This window comes from Archangium gephyra (assembly GCF_042230915.1).
GTDB lineage: Bacteria > Myxococcota > Myxococcia > Myxococcales > Myxococcaceae > Archangium > Archangium gephyra_B.
This window is the reverse complement of the sequence record NZ_CP102578.1, coordinates 10,018,138-10,035,636: the sequence shown is the minus strand read 5'-3', so window position 1 is coordinate 10,035,636 and position 17,499 is coordinate 10,018,138. Positions and strand designations below refer to the sequence as shown.

The window sequence follows — 17,499 nt, the reverse complement described above, 5'->3', positions numbered from 1 at the left end:
ACGACTCGTTGGCCATGGCGGACATGCGCGGAGGGCTCCCTTAAATGAGGTACAGCATGGGGAAGAGGAAGATCCACACCAGGTCCACCAGGTGCCAGTACATGCTGCCCAGCTCGACGGCGGTGTAGTTGTAGTGGCTGAACTCGTTCCTCATCGCCTTGAGGGTCACCCACCCCAGCACGATCATGCCCACGATGACGTGGAAGGCATGCAGGCCCGTCGAGAGGAAGTAGATGGTGAAGTAGGCGGACGCGCCCGGCAGGGTGAGGCCCGGGAAGGCGTAGTAGGGGCCGGGCAGCTGGTGCTCGTGGAACTTGTGGGCGTACTCGAAGTACTTCACCACGAGGAAGCCGCACGCCATGAGGATGGTGAGCACGAACATCACCACCACCTTCTTGTTCTGCGCCTCCTTCGCGTAGTGCACCGCCATGGCGGCGGTGAACGACGAGGTGATGAGGAGCAGGGTGTTGAAGGTGCCCAGGTTGAGGTTCAGCTCGCGGCTGGCCAGCGCGAACGCCTCCGGGAAGAGGAAGCGGTAGTTCGCGTAGATGACGAACAGGCCGGCGAACAGCAGGATTTCCGTGGCCAGGAACAGCCACATGCCGAGCCGGGCCGCGTGGTTCTGCACCTCGAGCGAGGCGAAGTGCGCGGCCACCTGGGGCCGGTGGGGCACGCCGGCCACGCCGGCGGTGGCGGGACTAGACTGCATCGGGCACCTCGGCCTTCTTGGGCTCCACGTAGAAGTGGGGCTCCTCGGAGTAGGTGGGCTGCGGACCCACGAAGTTGTGGGTCGGAGGCGGAGACTCGGTCATCCACTCGTAGCCACGGCTGCGCCACGGGTTGGAGGCGGCGCGGCGGCCGTACACCAGCGCGTACGTCAGGTAGATGGCGCTGATGAGGAAGCCGAAGGCCAGCAGCGAGGCGCCGGCCGTGGAGGCCACGTTCAGCGTCTGGAAGCGCTCCGGGTACTCGTAGTAGCGCCGCGGCATGCCCGCGTTGCCCAGGAGGAACTGGGGGATGAACGTGGCGTTGAAGCCCAGGATGATGAACGCCGCGGACACCAGGCCCCACCCCTCGTGGTACATCTTCCCGAACATCTTCGGGAACCAGTAGTGGATGGAGGCCATGAAGGCCATGATGGTCGCGCCCACCATGATGAAGTGGAAGTGCGCCACCACGAAGTAGGTGTCGTGCCAGGGCACGTCCAGCGACGCCGTGGCGAAGGCCACGCCCGTCATGCCGCCGAACACGGTGAAGTAGAGGAAGCCGCAGAAGTAGGCGAAGGGCGTCTTGAAGTCGACCGCGCCCTTGTAGACGGTGCCCACCCAGTTGAAGACCTTGATGGCGGTGAACACGCCCACCAGCATGGTCAGCACCGCGAACACGCCCGCGTTGAACACGGACTGGCCAGACACGAACATGTGGTGGCCCCACGCGAAGAAGCCCACGAAGGCGATACCCAGCGAGCTGAACGCCACCGCGCGGTAGCCGAAGATGTTCTTGCGGCTGAAGGTGGCCACCACCTCGGACATCACGCCGAAGGACGGCAGCACCATGATGTACACGGCGGGGTGCGAGTAGAACCAGAACAGGTGCTGGAAGAGCACCGGGTCTCCACCCTGGGCCGGGTCGAAGATGCCGAAGTGGAAGAGGTGCTCACCCACCACCAGCAGCAGCACCAGGCCCAGCACCGGCGTGGCCAGCACCTGGATACACGCCGTGGCGTACATGGCCCACACGAACAGCGGCATCTTGAACCACGTGATGCCCGGGGCGCGCATGGTGTGCGTGGTGACGATGAAGTTGAGGCCCGTGGCGATGGAGCTGAAGCCGATGATGAACGCGCCGAAGAGGATGGGCGCCACCGTCGTCGTCGTGTGCGTGCTGTACGGGGTGTAGAACGTCCAGCCCGTGTCCATGCCGCCGTTGATCATCCCCCAGATGGCGATGGCCGCGCCGCTCAGCAGCAGGTAGAGCGAGAGCAGGTTCAGCCGGGGGAAGGCCACGTCCTTGGCGCCCAGCATCAGCGGCAGCATGAAGTTGCCGAAGGCGCCCGGGATGGCCGGAATCATGAACAGGAAGATCATCACCACGCCGTGCATGGTGAAGGCGCGGTTGTACGTCATCGCGTCGATGATGGTCGGGCCCGGAGTCAGCAGCTCCAGCCGGACCACCAGCGCGTAGATGCCGCCGATGAGGAAGAAGAGCAGGACCCAGATGAGGTACATCACCCCGATGCGCTTGTGGTCGAGCGTCAGCAGCCACGACTTCAGCGTGGTGCCGTCGACCAGGTAGCTCGGGTGGTGCTCGTGATGCTCATCCGGCGCGGGAACGGCGCCCGGCTCGGCTGCGATGCTACTGGATGGGCTCATAGACAGGTCCTTGAGAAGCGTCGGTGCGGATGTCCGGAACGCGCAGGGTCTTGATGTACTCGACGATGGCCGCCGTCTGGGGCCCCGTCAGCTTGCCCTGGAAGGTGGGCATGACATTGGGGTAGCCGGCCACGAGGTGGGCACCCGGGTCCATCATCGACTGGGTGATCCACGCCTCGTCCACGCGCAGCGTACGGCCGGTGTCCAGCGTCTCCGTACGGCCGTAGAGGCCCAGGAAGGTGGGGCCGATGTGCGGCTCGCCATTGACGGTGTGGCACTTGAAGCAGCCCACCTCGGCGGCCACCTTCTGGCCCTGCTCCGCCATGCGGGCCGGGTGCGGCTCCAGGCTCATGTCCGCCAGCGCGTCCTGGCGGTTCTGCAGCGCGCCCTTGCGCTGCTCCTTCACCCACGCGTCCCACTCCTCGGCCGAGAGCACGACCACCTCTCCCAGCATCTTGGAGTGCGACAGGCCGCAGTACTCGGTGCACAGAATCTGGTACGTGCCGGGCTTGGTGGCCTCGAACCAGGTCTGCGTGTAGCGGCCGGGAATCGCATCCATCTTGATGCGGAAGGCCGGCACGAAGAAGGAGTGGAGCACGTCACGCGACGTGATGAGCAGGCGCACCGGGCGGTTGGCCGGCACGTGCAGCACGTTCACGCCGTTGGGGCCCTCCGGGTAGGAGAACTTCCACATCCACTGCTTGCCCATGACGTAGACGTCCATGGCGTCCTTGGGCGGAGTGGAGACGAAGACGAAGTCCCGGAAGCCGATGACGAACCAGGTGAGGAAGAACACCAGCGGCAGCGAGACGAAGAGGAACTCCGTCTTCACCGACGGGACGACGTACTCCGTCGCCTGGTTCGGCTTGCGGCGGCGGTAGCGGAAGAAGAAGAAGACCGCCGCCGTGCCCACCACCAGCGAGCTCAGCATCGTCACGGTAATGACGAAGTAGTGCAGGCGGTCCACCCGCTCCGCGAAGGTCGACGCCTGCTCCGGCAGGAACAGGATGTTGTTCAGCAACTCGTTCATGCTGCTGCGCCTTTCTTCAGCTCACGCCTCCAGTAGTAGGCGAGCATGGTGGCGAGCGCGCCAAACACCATGAGCGCGCCTATCCGGAGGAATCCAAAGATGTAGAAGCCGTACCGCCGGGTGGCGGTGTCATACTTGAAGCAGGTGAGGACGATGCGGTCGAAGCTGGTGCCCACGCGGCCACCGGCCGCTTCCAGCAGGGCCAGCTTCATGTCCTTCGCCGGGAAGGACGTGCCGTACAGGTAGCGCGAGATGGCCCCCTCGGGGGTGAGCACCATCAGCACGGCCGGGTGCACGTACTGCTGGGTCCCCGTGTCGTAGGCGTACTTGAAGCCCACCGTGTTCGCGAGCTGGTGGATGTTCTCCTCGGTGCCGGTGAGGAAGTGCCAGGGCGCCGTCTCCGGCAGGCCCATGGACTGAAGGTGCTTGCGGCGCCGCTCGTGGCTCTGCGCCGGGGTGTCCTTCGGGTCGATGCTCACCGTGACCGCCTCGTAGTCCTTGCCCAGCTCCAGCCCCAGCTCCCGCATGGTGCGGATCTGCTCGTTGATGACGAGGTTACAGAGCAGGGGGCAGTTGTAATACACGAGCGTGAGCAGCACCGGCCGGGTGCGCGGCAGCACGTCGCGCAGGCGCACCGGCTTGCCGGAGGCGTCGGTGAACTGGGCCTCCAGCGGCGCCAGGTCCCCGAGGTGCTCCTCGACGTCCACCCCGCGCACCTGCGGCGGGGCATCCGACTGGGCGTCGATGATGCTCTTGGGAACCTTGCCGCCACCGGGGAGGGCGGACGCCGGCTGCCCGGCGCTGAGCGCCAGGAGCAGGGCCGCCAGGGCGGCACGGACAGTGAAGGAAGAGGAGGGGGTGTACATCGCGCTTCTTCTTCTACCGCGAAACTACGGCTGCTGGGGCGCGGGCTGCGGCGCCGGGGTGGGATTGGCGGGGGCCTGCTGCTGACGGCCGGCCGCCTGCTCGGCGACGATCTGATCCATCGCCGCGGAGATGGTGGGCCGGGCCACCACGCCGGGCTCGTCCGCCCAGCCGCTCTCCAGCGCTTTCTGCTGGGAGCCGATCTTCTGCTCGGCGTGCGTGTCCAGCGGGAACATGCGCTGGTTCACGATGCCAATCTCGTAGGCCGTCTGGCCGTTCTTGTCCGGCGTGATGAGCGCCGGCACGGGGGCCGGGCCCTCGGGGACGAACTCGTGCGTCGTCGCCACCTGGATGCGCCAGGCCCAGATTCCGCCCACGATGAAGATGACGAGGGACACCACGCCCACCTGGACGACCTTCCCGGTGAGGATGTGGTCCTCCTCGGCGGCCACGCCATGCGCGCCACGGATGACGCGCGACTCGAGCTCCGACTCGGTCTTCTTCATGGCTGCACGTACCTCAGGGACTCCGAGATGTAGGGATCCTTCACCGGCAGTGTGTACCGGCCCCGGGCCTGCCACATGGCCGCCGCCACCGCCAGCCCGCCCACGCCGATGAAGGCGGTGATGAGCGTCCAGTGGAAGGACGGGCCCTGCGGCGAGTACGCCGGCCAGATGAGCCAGTACATGTCCACCGCGTGCATGACGAGCAGGTAGACGGCCACCACGGCGAGCAGCCGCGGCTTGAGCTTCAGGTTGCGCGAGAGCAGGGTGAAGAAGGGCACCACGAAGCCCATCAGGAAGAGCGCGATGGACAGCGGCTTCCACGCCCCCTCGATGCGCAGCTTGAACCAGCCGGCCTCCTCCGGGATGTTGGCCACCCAGATGAGGAGGAACTGGGAGAAGGCGATGTAGGCCCAGAAGGCCGTGAAGGCCAGCATGAGCTTACCCAGGTTGTGGTAGTGCGCCGTCGTCACCAAGGTCCCGTACTCGTCCTTGCCCTGGGCGTTCACCGTGGCGATCGTCAGCACGCAGAAGGCGGCCAGGAAGCTTCCGGCGAAGTAATAGACGCCAAAGATGGTGGACTGCCAGAGCGGCGTGAGCGACATCAGCCAGTCGAAACCAGCAAAAGTAATGGTCAGCGCAAGGAACGGGAGCGAGCCGGGGGAGAAGCGCCGCTGCTTGACGGTCAGCTCCAGGGCGCCGGTGGTGTCCTGCTCCATGCTCCAGGTGCGCAGCCGCCAGGAGACGAAGATCCACACCCCGAAGTAGATGGCCTGCCGGATGTAGAGGAAGGGCAGGTTGAGGTAGGGGCTCTTGTGGTGCAGGTGGTGCAGCTCCACCTCGGTGAACTTCACGCCGTTGGTGCCGGGGAACACCCAGCCCTCACCGTGGTTCACCCAGGGGAAGATGTACTTGACGCCCAGCAGCAGGGGGATGAGCAGCAGCGCGAAGACGAACACGCTGGAGCCCATGGTCTCCATGGTGCGGCGCAGGATGGTGATCCACTTGGCCTTGGCCGTGTGGAAGATGGCCACCATGATGATGGAGGACACCGAGATGCCCAGCCAGTAGGTGAAGCCGAACAGGTAGCTGAACATCGTCGGCTGGGGCGAGGTGAAGAACCCCACGGCGGTCAGCACCAGGCCGAGGACGCCCACGGCACCGGCCATGGTCATCGTCTTGGAGCCGCCGTTGAAACGATCCACGGCAATCATCACCGGTTCTCCTGCGGAAGGGGCTGGCCGCCCACCTGCGTGTTGCGGGCGCGCTGCAGCGCACGGACGTAGGCCACGACGGCCCAGCGCTCCTGGGTGTTGAGCTCGCCCGAGAAGGACGGCATCACGCCGTACCCCTCGTTGATGGCGACATAGAAGTGACCGTCCGGCTTGTTGGCGACCTCCAAGAGGGAGGGCGGCAGGCGCAGGGCCATGTTCTCGGCCACCACGCTGTTGCCGTCACCGAGCCGGCCGTGGCACTGCGAGCAGACGATGTTGTACTTCTTCTGGCCCAGCTCGAGCACCTCACGGTTGAGCTCGAGCGGGATGCCACTGACGAGCGTGCCGTTGACGCGGCCCGTGCTGATGCCGGGGTTGCCCACCGGCCGCTCGCGCGGGATGGTGCCCTCGGGCGGGGTGCGCATGGCCTTGCCATCCGCCCAGAACTCGCTCGTCTCGTAGTACTCGTACTTGGCCTGTGCCTCCATGCGCTGGAGGAACTCGGACGGGACGTTGCAGCCGGCCAGGGCGAGGAGCCCGGCCGCGGGGATGAGCCACTTCATTCCTTCTCTCCCGTGACCACGGTCACATGGGTCGCGCCCAGTGTCGTGAGCTGGTTCTTGATGTCGTCGGGCTTCACGGTGGTCGCCGCGGTGGGCACGCTCAGCCAGTAGCCGTGCGTGGACGCGCTGCGGAACTCCTCGCTCTCGAAGACCGGGTGGTACGGCTGGGGCAGACGGCTGAGCCCCAGCAGACCGAAGAAGATGCCGAACGCGCACAGCAGCACCGACAGCTCGAAGGTGATGGGCACCCAGGCCGGCAGGCTCAGCGTCGGACGGCCACCCACGTTGAGCGGGTAGTCGATGGTGTTCATGTACGTCTGGAAGGCCAGGGCGGTGATCATGCCCGTGAGGGCGCCACCCAGGGCGATGAAGGGGACGCGCGAGGGCGGCAGGCCCAGCGCCTCGGACCCACCGTGCAGCGGGTAGGGCGAGTAGGTGTCCATGCCTTCGTAGCCCTTCTCCCGCATCTGCCGGGTGGCATCCACCAGGGCCTCGGGAGTGGCGAACTCGGCGAGCACCCAGCTATCCAGAACCTTGATTTCGGCGGACATGGTTCAGTGCGCTCCGTGGGTGAGGGTCCCGGCGGCGGCGGTCTCCACGCCGTGCGAGCCGTGGTGGGCGGCGTGCTTGAGCTCCAGCTGGAGCTCCTTCACCTCGCTCACCGCGACGGCGGGGACGAACTTGAGGAAGAGCAGGAACAGCGTGCTGAAGAGGCCCAGCGTGCCGACGTAGATGGACCAGTCCACCCAGGTCGGGCTGTACAGGTCCCACGAGGACGGCAGGAAGTCCTGCGTCAGCGACGTCACGATGATGATGAAGCGCTCGCACCACATGCCGATGTTCACCAGGATGGACGCCACCCACATGATGGGGATGCTGGTCCGGCACTTCTTGAACCAGAAGATGTTCGGGGTGATGACGTTGCAGGCGATCATCAGCCAGTACACCCCGGCGTACGGACCGCGGGCGCGGTTCACGTAGAAGGTCCAGATCTCGTACTCGCTGCCGGAGTACCAGGCGATGAAGTGCTCCATCATGTACCCGTAGGACACGATGAGGCCCGTCGCGAGAATCACCTTGTTCATGTTCTCCAGGTGGCGGTCGGTGATGACGTCCCGGAGCTTGAGGTACTTGCGGGCGGGCACGATGAGCGTGATGACCATCGCGAAGCCGGAGAACACGGCGCCGGCCACGAAGTAGGGCGGGAAGATGGTGGCGTGCCAGCCAGGGATGAGCGAGGTGGCGAAGTCGAAGGACACGATCGTGTGCACGCTGACCACGAGCGGGGTGGAGATACCGGCCAGCAGCAGGTAGCCGATCTTGTAGTTGTGCCAGTGACGGCCGGAGCCGCGCCAGCCGAGGGCGAAGAGGCCGTAGATGGTGCGCTGCAGCTTGCCCTTGGACGAGTCACGCAGGGCCGCCAGGTCCGGGATGAGACCCACGTACCAGAAGAGGGCGGACACGGTGAGGTACGTCGAGATGGCGAACACGTCCCACACCAGCGGCGAGCGGAACTGCGGCCAGGCGCCGAGGGTGGAGGGGTAGGGGAAGAGCCAGAAGGCGAACCAGGGACGGCCCGTGTGCAGCAGCGGGAAGAGACCCGCGCAGCACACGGCGAAGAGCGTCATGGCCTCGGCGAAGCGGTTGATGCTCGTGCGCCACTTCTGCTGGAAGAGCAGGAGGATGGCGGAGATGAGCGTACCGGCGTGGCCGATACCGACCCACCAGACGAAGTTGACGATGTCGAAGGCCCAGCCGTTGGGCTGGTTGTTGCCCCACATGCCGATGCCGCGGGCCAGGGTGACGGTCACACCCAGGACCAGCAGGCCGAGCGCCGAGAGGGCCAGGCCGAACAGCATGAACCAGCCCTTACCGGGCTTGGCCCACACGTGATCGAGCAGCGTCTCGTTGAGGGACTTGTCGTCGTGGTGCGGCGCGACGAGGGGCCGCGGCTCGAGCGGATCGAGCGAAGCGGCGGTATGAGCAGCGGTCTCGGCCATGGCTCAGTGGCCTCCTTCGTGCGACTCGCCGGCGGGCTTGGCGGACGCGAGGGCGGGATTGGGATTACGCAGACGGATGAGGTGGGCGGTACGCGGCTTGGTGCCCAGCTCGTTGAGCAGCTTGTAGGCGCGCTCGTCGTTGTGGTGCTTCGTCACCTGGGCGTTCGGGTCGCTCAGGGTGCCGAACACGATGGCCTCGGTGGGGCACGTCTGCTGGCAGGCGGTCTGCAGCTCCTTCTCGAAGATGGGCCGCTTCTCCACGCGCGCCTTGATGCGGACGCGCTCGATGCGCTGCACGCAGTAGGTGCACTTCTCCATGACGCCGCGGTTACGCACCGTGACGTCCGGGTTCATCATCATCTTCTGCGTGGGCGTCTTGTCCGCGGTGTAGTGCAGGTAGTTGAAGCGGCGGACCTTGTACGGGCAGTTGTTGGAGCAGTACCGCGTGCCGACGCAGCGGTTGTACACCATGTCGTTGAGGCCCTCGTCCGAGTGGACGGTGGCGTTCACCGGGCACACGTACTCGCAGGGCGCCTTCTCGCAGTGCACGCAGGCGACGGGCTGCATGACCATCTCCGGGTCGTGCAGCTCCTGGCCGGAGAAGTAGCGGTCGATGCGCAGCCACTGCATCTCACGGCTGCGCGACACCTGCTCCTTGCCCACCACGGGGATGTTGTTCTCCGACTGGCAGGCCACCACGCACGCGGCGCAGCCGGTGCAGCGGGCGAGGTCGATGGCCATCGCCCACTTGTAGTCCTCGTACTTGTAGTCCGGGAGGAGGTTGACCTTGTCCACGTCGCCGCGCACGCGCGACAGCAGGGGGCTGGCCTCGTGCTTCTCCTTCTCCTGCTCCTGGCGGAACTGCTCCACCGTCATGTCGAGGGCGATGGGACGGCCCTCGGTGCGCCAGTGGCTCTGGGTCAGGGAGAACTTGTGGGTGGCCTTCACCTTCTCCAGCTTCGCGCCGCCCTCGAACCAGGGGGCCGCGGCGTGGCGCACCAGGTTGGCGTTGAAGCCCACTTCCTTGGCCACCGTCTCGTGGACACCCATGCGGCCGTAGCCCAGCGGGAGCACCACCACGCCGTCGGCGATGCCGGGGATGATCCACACCGGCACCTCGAGCGACAGGTCGCCGTTGGTGAGCTTCACCACGTCACCGGGCTGCAGCTTCTCCGCGTCGGCGGTGGCCGGGCTGACGTAGGCCGCGTTGTCCCAGGTGATCTTCGAGATGGGGTCCGGCAGCTCCTGCAGCCAGGACATGTTGGCGAACTGGCCGTCGTAGACCTTGTAGTCCGTGACGAAGTTCACCTCGAGGCCGCCGGTGGTGGGCGGGGTGTAGGCGTCCACCAGCGTGCGGGCGCCGTCCAGGCTCGCGGTGCCGGTGATGGCGGCCGAGGCGGTGTCGGGGACGACGCCCACGGACACCCACGTCTCCCAGGCCGTCTCGAAGTCGGCGAGGGCGGCGGAGCGGCCGCGCCAGAAGTCGCGGAGGATCTGGTAGCTGGTGCGGTAGGGCTCACCCAGGAAGAGCGCGAGCAGCTCCGAGGTGGGCACGCCGTTGTAGAGCGGCTGGATGAGCGGCTGCACGATGGTGACCGTGCCGTCGATGGAGCGGCCATCGCTCCAGGACTCCAGCTCGTGCGCGGCCGGGATGAACCAGTCGGCGTAGGCGCTCGTCTCGTCCTCGAAGAGCGAGGTGTAGACGACGGTGAGCTTGGAGCGGTTGGCGTGGTCCGCGCTCAGCACCTTGGTGAGGCCCAGGTCCGCCGGGGCGCGGTAGACCGGGTTCCACGAGGTGATGACGAGCACGTCCACGGCGCCGCTCTCCAGCTCCTGCACCAGGGAGCGGAGGTTGGCGTCACCGGTGTTCTCGGTGGTGGTGGGCGCCACGTAGCGCACCGTCGTGCCCACGTTGCCGAGCACCGAGTTGAGGGCGGCGGCCAGGGCGTGCACCGCGGCGGGCTGACGCTCGCCGGGCACCACCACGCAGCGGCCGGCGGCGGCCGTCAGGTCGGCGGCGACGGCGTCCACCCACTTCTGGTGGTTGGCGTTGAGCTGGGCCTTCGCGGCGGCGGCGGCGCCCAGACCCTCGGCCCCACGGCCCACGCGCGAGGCGAGGGCGGCGGCGATGGAGAGCACTTCCTGGGACTTCGCGCGCAGACGGTGGTCCGCCATGCCGCCGGTGAGGGTGAAGCGCGGCTCGGCGACGTAGAGGCGGTTGAGGTTGCCCTCGGCCGGGTCACGCCGGCGCGCGAAGGCGCGGGCGTAGGCCAGGTTGGACGGGCGGCTCTCCAGGAAGTCCGCGTCGAGCGACACGACGACGTCCGCCTTGGAGAAGTCGTACACCGCGGCGGCCGGGGCGCCGAGCACGGCCTTGGTGCCCTCGCTGGCCGCGTCCTGGGTGGTCGAGGTGTAGGTGACGAACTTCGCGCCAGGCAGGCGCTGCTGGATGCGCGAGCGCAGGTCGCCGAGCACCGGCGAGGTGTTCGGCTCGGTGAGGAAGCGCACGCGCGCGCCACCGTTGGCCTGGGCCGCCCGGGCGATGACCGAGCCGATGTCCTCACCGAAGGTGCGCAGCGAGCGCGGGGTCTTGCGGTGGCGCAGCACGCGGGCGCGCTGCGGATCGTACAGCGACATCAGGAAGGCCTGCTCGAAGACACCGGCGGCGCCCAGGTTCACCGGGTGCTGCGGGTTGCCTTCCACCTTGATGGGGCGGCCCTCACGCGCGGTGATGAGGAGGCCAGAGGTGTGGCCCGCGAACGTCATGCCCGAGGCGTAGTGCAGGGGATTGCCCGGCACCATCTCGGGAGGCGTGCGGGTGAAGGGCACCATGCGCTCGTCCACCGGACGGGTGGAGCAGGCGGTGGCGCCGGCCAGGGCCATGGAGGCGCCCAGCAGCTGCATGAACTCGCGGCGGGCCACGCCGGTGGGAGGCAGGTCCGCGCCCGTGGGGAACTCGGGGCGGGTCTCCTCGAGGTACTCGGGCTGGCCGAGACGCTCCTCGAGGCTGCGCCAGTACGTCTTCCCGTAGGCGCCCTCGGACGTCACGGCGTGCGCGGCGGCATGATCGAGCGCCTCACCCACGACGTCATTGTGATGGTCGTGGTCGTGGGCGGCCTCGGCCTTGTCGGAGACGACCGGCAGGGCGAAGGAAGTAGGGGTGTCCTTCATGGGGGCTCCGTCGAGCTTGGGCTTCAGCGGTGGCATGTGGAGCAGCTCGTGCGCGAGTGAACGTCGTACTGTTCGGCCAGCGTGTCGGCGAGCTTGGCGGCCTCGGCGTGGTCGGCCGGCGGCAGCCAGGTCATGCTGGTGATGAACTCCTGCGGACGCAGGTTGGGCTTCGGGTTGCGGTGGCAGTCCAGGCACCACTGCATGGTGAGCGGCTGGTACTGCTCGATGGCGGCCATGTGGTCCACGCGGCCGTGGCAGGTGACGCAGCCGACGCCCTTGGACACGTGGATGGCGTGATTGAAGTAGACGAAGTCGGGCAGGTTGTGGACGCGCACCCAGGGGATGGGCTGGTCCGTGAAGTACGCCTGCCGCACCAGCGCCAGGTACGGGCTCTTGTTCCACACCTGCGCATGGCACGACATGCACACGGTGGTGGAGGGGATGCCCGCCGACGGCGACTTCTCCACGGAGAAGTGGCAGTAGCGGCAGTCGATCTGCTCGTCACCGGCGTGGTGCCGGTGATCGAATTCAATCGGCTGCTCGGTGGGACGGTTCTGGTTGGTGACGAACGGAGAACGCACGTACGCCATCAGACCGCCCAGCGCGATCGCGGGGATTGCAAGAAGCGCCGCGGCCGAGGCTCGCGACACCGTGTTCGTCCAGCGTGGGAAGAGAGGACCGCTCATATCCAGGACCGGGGGCTAGTCATTTGGGCAGCTCCAGGAGGACGCGACCGGGAGGACGGTGCGGCCGGACTGGAGACGGCACAGGGAGACTGGAACAAGAAGCTCATGCACGGCGTTGCTGTGGCTGCGACGGCTCCTGCCCAAGCAGGAGACATGCGGACACGCCCGACCCCATCCGACTGAAGATGTGCGGTGGGCGGGGTCCCTCCTCCTCGTCCCGTCCCAACGCGGCGCGTGACCATCGAGCATCATTATCCGGGTGTCAACCTTTCTCTGTCCGCGCGCGGGGGGATACCACGACCCGCCACGTTGTGGCGCGGGTGGAAACTTGTCCGGATGATGTTCTCTTCTACGAGATGGAAGGGGGCTTGAAACCGAGGGGATTCAAGCGTCGTCCGGATCGCGCCAGCGCTCGCGGCGGCGCTCCAGCAGACGGTCCACCAGCTCGCGGACCCGGGGGTCGCGATCAAAGTGGCGATCATGCCGGCTGCCCTTGCCCTGGTTGCAGCGGGCACACGCCAGGCCGAGGTTCTCCAGGGCATCCGTACCGCCGTGCACCCGGGGGATGATGTGCTCGATGGTGGCGCGGCTGATGGGCTCGCCCTCCAGGCTGATGGCGAGGTACGTGTTGCAGTGCAAGCACTTTCCGAGCCACACCTCGCGCCCGCGGTGGTCGGTGCGCTCGAAGGTGGCGTCGGTGGCCACGATGTCGAGGATGCGGCGGCGCTTGGCGGAGCTCACACCTCTTCTAATAGAGGGAAGGGACTCCAGGTGCCATGGGGGGCGGGGGTGGAGCGAGCATGCCGCCCATGCAAGGAAAGACGGTGGTCATCACCGGGGCGTCCTCGGGAATCGGCGAGGAGCTGGCGGTGGCGCTCGCGGGGCGCGGGGCCCAGGTGGTGCTCGCGGCCCGGAGCGAGGTGGAGCTGGCGCGGGTGAAGCTGCGCTGTGAGCAGGCGGGAGGCCGCGCCGTGGTGGTCCTCACCGACGTGAGCGACCCGGAGGCCTGCCGGCGCCTGGTGGCGCGCGCCGTGGAGGCGTTCGGCGGCATCGACTGCCTCGTGAACAACGCCGGGCTGGCGATGCGGGGCCGTTTCGAGGACGTGACGGACCTCTCCATCTTCGAGCGCCTCATGCGGGTGAACTACCTGGGGGCGGTCTACTGCACGCACGCGGCGCTCCCGTATCTGAAGGCGCGCAAGGGCCTGCTCGTCGCCATCTCCTCGTTGACGGGCAAGAGTGGTGTGCCCACCCGGAGCGGCTACGCCGCGACCAAGCACGCGATGCAGGGGTTCTTCGACTCGCTGCGCATCGAGCTGAGCGGCACCGGCGTGGACGTGCTCGTCGTGTCGCCGGGGTTCGTCGTCTCCAACATCCGCGCGCGGGCGCTCGGCCCGGACGGCTCGGCGGGCCACACGGACATCGCCGAGGAGAAGGGCAACCGGGTGATGGACACGCGCACCTGCGTGGAGCTCATCCTCCGCGCCATGGAGCGCCGCGAGCGCGAGCTGGTGATGATGCCAGCCGCGAGGTTGCTGCTGGCCATCAAGGCCCTCGTGCCGGGCGTCATCGACCGGCTCGCTTCGCGGATGATGAAAGCAGGTCCTCGCGCAGGCGCGTGAGCACCTTGCCGAGCAGGTTCTGGCCCCGCCACGTCGCGGGGTCCTGGATGCGCGGATCCTCCGCCGAGAGGCCCACGCCCCAGATGCGATCCATCGGACTGGCCTCCACCAGCTCCGTGCCCGCCGTGGCCAGCAGCGCCGCGAGCAGCTCCGCGTTCTGCGTGAACTTGGCGTGGCTGCCCTCGTAGACAATGCGCTCGCGCTCGCGCTCCCACACCGCGCCCTCGAAGCCGCGCACCTCGCGCCCCAGCGCCTTGTGTTCCTTGGGCGTCCGAGCCTCCAGGATGCGCGCCGCCATCTCCGCGTCCCCGAAGAGCACCGCCTTGCCGTGCATCATGTACTGCTCGGCGCACGTGAACCGCACGCCCCCCACCACGAACTCCGCCGGGTACCACTGCGAGAACGGGGACTGCTGCCGCCAGAAGAAGGTGAACCTGCGCTGCTCGCCACTCATGAGGGGCCCTCGCGTGGTTGGTGTTATATGAACACCAAGCCTGACGAAGCATGCCCGCGTCCCTGACAGGGCTCGCGGGGCTCAGGAGGTGGGCGGCTGGTAGGAGACGCTGGTGATGGTGTACTCCATGGCGCCGCGGGGACGCTCCACCTGGACGGAGTCGCCCGGCTCCTTGCCCAGGAGGGCCTTGGCCAGGGGCGACTCGACACTGAGGCGGCCCGCTTTCACGTCCGCCTCGTCCGGGCCGACGATGCGGTACGCCGTCTCCTCGCCCTCCTCGTCCTCGAGCGTCACCCACGCGCCGAAGTAGACGTGCTCCGCGTCGGGGTGCTCCGAGTCCACCACCTTGACCTCCTCCAGGGTGGCGGCCAGGTGCCGCGTCCGGCGCGCCCAGTCCGGGGGGCGCGCATCAGCCTGGAGCGCCGTCAGGGTTGCGAGTTCCTCCTGCAGGGCCCGGTAGCCCTCGGGCGTGATGTACCGCGTCTCTCCGGTGGCCGAGCGGGGGCGCGGCGGCAGGAGAACGTCCTCTCCGCCCGCGTCTTCCTTCGTGAAGGCCTTCGACATGGTGCTCCTCCCTCCCGGACGGTCGGCATCCTGCCTGGGGGCTCGTGCCTTGTCCTGGAGGACAAGGAGCCCTTGTGGGCTCGCACGCGCACGCCGACATTCAAACGACCATGGGACTCTCTCAACTCATCGAACGTCATCGTCAGGAGGTCCTCGTCCGCTGGAAGGACATAGTGCGCACGCTCAGCGACGCCCGGCACCTCTCCGAGGAGCACCTGGAGAACCACGTTCCGGACCTGCTCGACTGGCTCGTGGTGCGGCTGCGCGATCGCGACGCGGCGGATGTCTACGGCAGCCAGCAGCTCTCCCGGGTGCATGCCTTCCAGCGGGTCGGGGATGACTTCGATCTCGTGGAGGTGCTCGCGGAGCTCGCGGTGCTCCGGGACGTGGTGCTGGGCCTCTGGGCCGAGCAGCCAGGCGACATCACGCCCGCCGAGGTCATCCAGCTCAACCGGGACATGGATGACGTGGTGGCGGTCTGCACGACGGAGTTCGCCCGGCAGATCCTCGCCAAACATGGAGCCTCCCGGGAGGCCACCCAGGCCATGGGCCCGTGACACCTTCCGGCCGCTCTCCTGGTTGCCCTCCAGTCCAGGGAGCGTGAAATGCCGCGCGCCGCAGGGATGCCGACGATTTCGCGGGGAAGAGAACCGGGAGGCGCAGGCATGGCGAGGAAGACGTTGAGGGGTATCCGGGTGGGCGTGCTGGCCGCGGATGGTTTCGAGCAGGTGGAGCTCACCATCCCCGTGAAGGCGCTGCGCAAGCGGGGCGCCCAGGTGGACATCATCTCCCTCCACAAGGGCTGCATCCGGGGCATGAACCTGATGTGGCCGGGCAAGAAGGTCCGGGTGGACGAGACGGTGCACCAGGTCCGCCCCACCGACTTCGACGCCCTGCTCATCCCCGGAGGCTTCGTCAACCCGGACAAGCTGCGCCAGAGCGAGGAGGTGCTCGACTTCGTGCGCGAGTTCGACCGCCACGGCCGGCCCATCGCCACGCTCTGCCATGGGCCCTGGGTGCTCGTGTCCGCGGGCCTGGCCAGCGGGCGCAAGCTGGCCTCGTGGCCCGGCATCAAGGACGACCTCCGCAACGCGGGCGCCCAGTGGATGGATGAGCCGGGCGTCCGCGACGACCGCTGGTTCTCCAGCCGCAGTCCCCTCGACATGCGCCACTTCATCAAGGGCATGGTGGCGCTCTTCGAGGAGTACGCCCCGCGCAACCACCCGGTGGAGAAGCGCTCGCACTGGGGCCGCTGGCTCTTCGCCGCCCTGGTGGGACTGGTGGCCATCCGCCCGGCTCGCGCCGCCCTCGCGCGCTAGGGGCGTGGTTGGCAGGGCACACCGGGGCGGCTACCGTCCGCCCGCATGTTGAAGACGCTGGAGCAGAGGGCGCGCTCGGAAGGCACGCCGGTCATCGACGGAGAGACGGCTACCTTCGTGTGGCGCGGGCGCAAGCCCGTGTCCGTGGCGGGGGACTTCCTGGATTGGTCCGGTGAGCCCATCCCCCTCAAGGAGGTGGCGCCCGGGTTGTGGACGCACACGCTGACGCTCCCGCGTGACACCTATGTGGAGTACGCGCTCCAGGACGCCAAGGGCCGGCGGGTGAGGGATCCGCTCAACGAGCGTCTCACCTCCAACGGCTTCGGGGACTTCAACCACTACTTCCACATGCCCGAGTCGCGGCCCACGCCCCTCGCGCAGCGGCAGCGGGACGTGCCGCGTGGCACCGTCACCCGCCACCTGGTGGAGACGCAAGAGCTGTGTGTGGGCCGCGAGCGTGCCGTCCACCTCTACGCGCCTCCCACCTCCGAGCCCTGCCCCCTGGTGGTGGTGTTCGACGGGCCGGACTACCTGAAGCGCGCGAAGCTGCCCACCCTCGTGGACAACCTCATCGCCCAGGGCCGCATCCGTCCCATCGCGCTGGCCCTGGTGGCCAACGGCGGCCCCGCGCGCACCGTCGAGTACACCTGCAGCGAGGCCACCCTGGTCTTCCTCCTGGACAAGGTCCTGCCGCTCGCCCGCGCGGAGCTGCGCCTCGTGGACGAGACGCGCGAGCCCGGCGTCCATGCTGTTCTCGGCTCATCGTTGGGCGGGTTGATTGCCCTGTACACGGGACTGCGCGCGCCCCATGTCTTCGGCCACGTGCTCTCCCAGTCGGGCGCCTTCAGCGTGTGGAACCGCGACTTCGTCGTGTTCGACCTCGCCCGCAGCGCTCCCTCCCATCCGCTCGACGTGTGGCTGGACTGCGGCCACTTCGAGGCGCTCGTCGAGGGCAACGAGCGCATGCTCCCCGTGCTCCGCGCCTCCGGACACCGCGCCGAGTACCGCGAGTACCACGGCGGTCATAACTACTCGGCCTGGCGTGACCACGTGTGGCGCGGCCTGGAGTGGTTGTTCGGCACCGGCGAGCCGGGCAGCCGCGAGGGTTGAGCGGCCTACCTGGACACCGCATGTACC

At 67.7% G+C, this 17,499-nt stretch carries 18 protein-coding genes; 4 read left to right on the top strand and 14 right to left on the bottom strand.

Going from position 1 to position 17,499, the window contains the following annotated elements; genetic code table 11:
• Positions 1–40 precede the first annotated feature (40 nt).
• The 12 genes from NR798_RS39475 to NR798_RS39420 all read right to left on the bottom strand — a co-directional run bounded on the left by NR798_RS39475 (position 41) and on the right by NR798_RS39420 (position 13,144).
• Positions 41–709 (bottom strand): cytochrome c oxidase subunit 3 family protein, encoded by a 669-nt coding sequence (locus NR798_RS39475; RefSeq protein WP_375767737.1) that lies wholly within the window; start codon positions 707–709, stop codon positions 41–43.
• Entirely contained in the window at positions 699–2,372 is a 1,674-nt protein-coding gene (locus NR798_RS39470) for a cbb3-type cytochrome c oxidase subunit I (protein WP_375767736.1), read from the bottom strand. Before NR798_RS39470 ends, NR798_RS39475 begins: the two co-directional genes overlap by 11 nt.
• Positions 2,356–3,402, bottom strand: coding sequence for a cytochrome c oxidase subunit II (gene coxB, locus NR798_RS39465; protein WP_375767735.1), 1,047 nt, complete (start codon positions 3,400–3,402; stop codon positions 2,356–2,358). The genes NR798_RS39470 and coxB overlap by 17 nt, the downstream gene beginning before the upstream one ends.
• The gene (locus NR798_RS39460) at positions 3,399–4,268 is read right to left on the bottom strand and encodes an SCO family protein (protein WP_375767734.1); all 870 of its coding nucleotides are present in this window, start codon (positions 4,266–4,268) and stop codon (positions 3,399–3,401) included. The genes coxB and NR798_RS39460 overlap by 4 nt, the downstream gene beginning before the upstream one ends.
• A 24-nt stretch (positions 4,269–4,292) precedes the next feature.
• On the bottom strand, positions 4,293–4,772 hold the full coding sequence (locus NR798_RS39455) for a hypothetical protein (protein WP_375767733.1): 480 nt from the start codon (positions 4,770–4,772) through the stop codon (positions 4,293–4,295).
• A complete protein-coding gene (locus tag NR798_RS39450) occupies positions 4,769–5,983 on the bottom strand; it encodes a hypothetical protein (protein WP_375767732.1) in 1,215 nt (404 codons plus the stop codon). Before NR798_RS39450 ends, NR798_RS39455 begins: the two co-directional genes overlap by 4 nt.
• Positions 5,983–6,546, bottom strand: a complete 564-nt coding sequence (locus NR798_RS39445; RefSeq protein ID WP_375767731.1) for a c-type cytochrome — start codon at positions 6,544–6,546, stop codon at positions 5,983–5,985. Before NR798_RS39445 ends, NR798_RS39450 begins: the two co-directional genes overlap by 1 nt.
• The gene (locus NR798_RS39440; protein ID WP_375767730.1) at positions 6,543–7,097 is read right to left on the bottom strand and encodes a DUF3341 domain-containing protein; all 555 of its coding nucleotides are present in this window, start codon (positions 7,095–7,097) and stop codon (positions 6,543–6,545) included. Before NR798_RS39440 ends, NR798_RS39445 begins: the two co-directional genes overlap by 4 nt.
• A 3-nt stretch (positions 7,098–7,100) precedes the next feature.
• Positions 7,101–8,546, bottom strand: coding sequence for an NrfD/PsrC family molybdoenzyme membrane anchor subunit (gene nrfD, locus NR798_RS39435; RefSeq protein WP_375767729.1), 1,446 nt, complete (start codon positions 8,544–8,546; stop codon positions 7,101–7,103).
• A 3-nt stretch (positions 8,547–8,549) separates the two neighbouring features.
• On the bottom strand, positions 8,550–11,744 hold the full coding sequence (locus NR798_RS39430) for a TAT-variant-translocated molybdopterin oxidoreductase (protein ID WP_375773898.1): 3,195 nt from the start codon (positions 11,742–11,744) through the stop codon (positions 8,550–8,552).
• Positions 11,741–12,403 carry a cytochrome c3 family protein gene (locus NR798_RS39425; protein WP_375767728.1) on the bottom strand — a complete coding sequence of 221 codons (663 nt, stop codon included), beginning with the start codon at positions 12,401–12,403 and terminating at the stop codon, positions 11,741–11,743. Before NR798_RS39425 ends, NR798_RS39430 begins: the two co-directional genes overlap by 4 nt.
• Positions 12,404–12,787: 384 nt before the next feature.
• A complete protein-coding gene (locus NR798_RS39420; RefSeq protein ID WP_375767727.1) occupies positions 12,788–13,144 on the bottom strand; it encodes an HNH endonuclease in 357 nt (118 codons plus the stop codon).
• A gap of 59 nt (positions 13,145–13,203) precedes the next feature.
• Here NR798_RS39420 and NR798_RS39415 point away from each other — a divergent pair, with 59 nt between their 5' ends.
• The gene (locus NR798_RS39415) at positions 13,204–14,025 is read left to right on the top strand and encodes an SDR family oxidoreductase (protein ID WP_375767726.1); all 822 of its coding nucleotides are present in this window, start codon (positions 13,204–13,206) and stop codon (positions 14,023–14,025) included.
• Here the strand turns inward: NR798_RS39415 and NR798_RS39410 are convergent.
• Complete coding sequence (locus tag NR798_RS39410) at positions 13,970–14,479, bottom strand: NADAR family protein (RefSeq protein ID WP_375767725.1); 510 nt, start codon at positions 14,477–14,479, stop codon at positions 13,970–13,972. The genes NR798_RS39415 and NR798_RS39410 overlap by 56 nt on opposite strands.
• Before the next feature lie 81 nt (positions 14,480–14,560).
• A complete protein-coding gene (locus tag NR798_RS39405) occupies positions 14,561–15,043 on the bottom strand; it encodes a GreA/GreB family elongation factor (protein WP_375767724.1) in 483 nt (160 codons plus the stop codon).
• Positions 15,044–15,153: 110 nt separating this feature from the next.
• On the opposite strand from NR798_RS39405, the gene NR798_RS39400 reads away from it, so the two are divergent.
• The 3 genes from NR798_RS39400 (at position 15,154) to NR798_RS39390 (ending at position 17,472) form a co-directional block, all read left to right on the top strand.
• Positions 15,154–15,600: an RsbRD N-terminal domain-containing protein gene (locus NR798_RS39400; RefSeq protein WP_375767723.1), complete on the top strand. Its 447-nt coding sequence runs from the start codon at positions 15,154–15,156 to the stop codon at positions 15,598–15,600.
• Positions 15,601–15,708: 108 nt separating this feature from the next.
• A complete protein-coding gene (locus NR798_RS39395; protein ID WP_375767722.1) occupies positions 15,709–16,362 on the top strand; it encodes a type 1 glutamine amidotransferase domain-containing protein in 654 nt (217 codons plus the stop codon).
• 45 nt (positions 16,363–16,407) lie between these two features.
• Complete coding sequence (locus tag NR798_RS39390; protein ID WP_375767721.1) at positions 16,408–17,472, top strand: alpha/beta hydrolase-fold protein; 1,065 nt, start codon at positions 16,408–16,410, stop codon at positions 17,470–17,472.
• The last annotated feature ends 27 nt before the right edge of the window (positions 17,473–17,499 follow it).

Excerpts from the sequence above, each read along its gene's own strand:
- NR798_RS39475 (WP_375767737.1), bottom strand. The coding sequence starts at position 709 with ATGCAGTCTAGTCCCGCCACCGCCGGCGTGGCCGGCGTGCCCCACCGG.
- NR798_RS39470 (WP_375767736.1), bottom strand. The coding sequence starts at position 2,372 with ATGAGCCCATCCAGTAGCATCGCAGCCGAGCCGGGCGCCGTTCCCGCG.
- coxB (WP_375767735.1), bottom strand. The coding sequence starts at position 3,402 with ATGAACGAGTTGCTGAACAACATCCTGTTCCTGCCGGAGCAGGCGTCG.
- NR798_RS39460 (WP_375767734.1), bottom strand. The coding sequence starts at position 4,268 with ATGTACACCCCCTCCTCTTCCTTCACTGTCCGTGCCGCCCTGGCGGCC.
- NR798_RS39455 (WP_375767733.1), bottom strand. The coding sequence starts at position 4,772 with ATGAAGAAGACCGAGTCGGAGCTCGAGTCGCGCGTCATCCGTGGCGCG.
- NR798_RS39450 (WP_375767732.1), bottom strand. The coding sequence starts at position 5,983 with ATGATTGCCGTGGATCGTTTCAACGGCGGCTCCAAGACGATGACCATG.
- NR798_RS39445 (WP_375767731.1), bottom strand. The coding sequence starts at position 6,546 with ATGAAGTGGCTCATCCCCGCGGCCGGGCTCCTCGCCCTGGCCGGCTGC.
- NR798_RS39440 (WP_375767730.1), bottom strand. The coding sequence starts at position 7,097 with ATGTCCGCCGAAATCAAGGTTCTGGATAGCTGGGTGCTCGCCGAGTTC.
- nrfD (WP_375767729.1), bottom strand. The coding sequence starts at position 8,546 with ATGGCCGAGACCGCTGCTCATACCGCCGCTTCGCTCGATCCGCTCGAG.
- NR798_RS39425 (WP_375767728.1), bottom strand. The coding sequence starts at position 12,403 with ATGAGCGGTCCTCTCTTCCCACGCTGGACGAACACGGTGTCGCGAGCC.
- NR798_RS39415 (WP_375767726.1), top strand. The coding sequence starts at position 13,204 with ATGCCGCCCATGCAAGGAAAGACGGTGGTCATCACCGGGGCGTCCTCG.
- NR798_RS39410 (WP_375767725.1), bottom strand. The coding sequence starts at position 14,479 with ATGAGTGGCGAGCAGCGCAGGTTCACCTTCTTCTGGCGGCAGCAGTCC.
- NR798_RS39405 (WP_375767724.1), bottom strand. The coding sequence starts at position 15,043 with ATGTCGAAGGCCTTCACGAAGGAAGACGCGGGCGGAGAGGACGTTCTC.
- NR798_RS39400 (WP_375767723.1), top strand. The coding sequence starts at position 15,154 with ATGGGACTCTCTCAACTCATCGAACGTCATCGTCAGGAGGTCCTCGTC.
- NR798_RS39395 (WP_375767722.1), top strand. The coding sequence starts at position 15,709 with ATGGCGAGGAAGACGTTGAGGGGTATCCGGGTGGGCGTGCTGGCCGCG.
- NR798_RS39390 (WP_375767721.1), top strand. The coding sequence starts at position 16,408 with ATGTTGAAGACGCTGGAGCAGAGGGCGCGCTCGGAAGGCACGCCGGTC.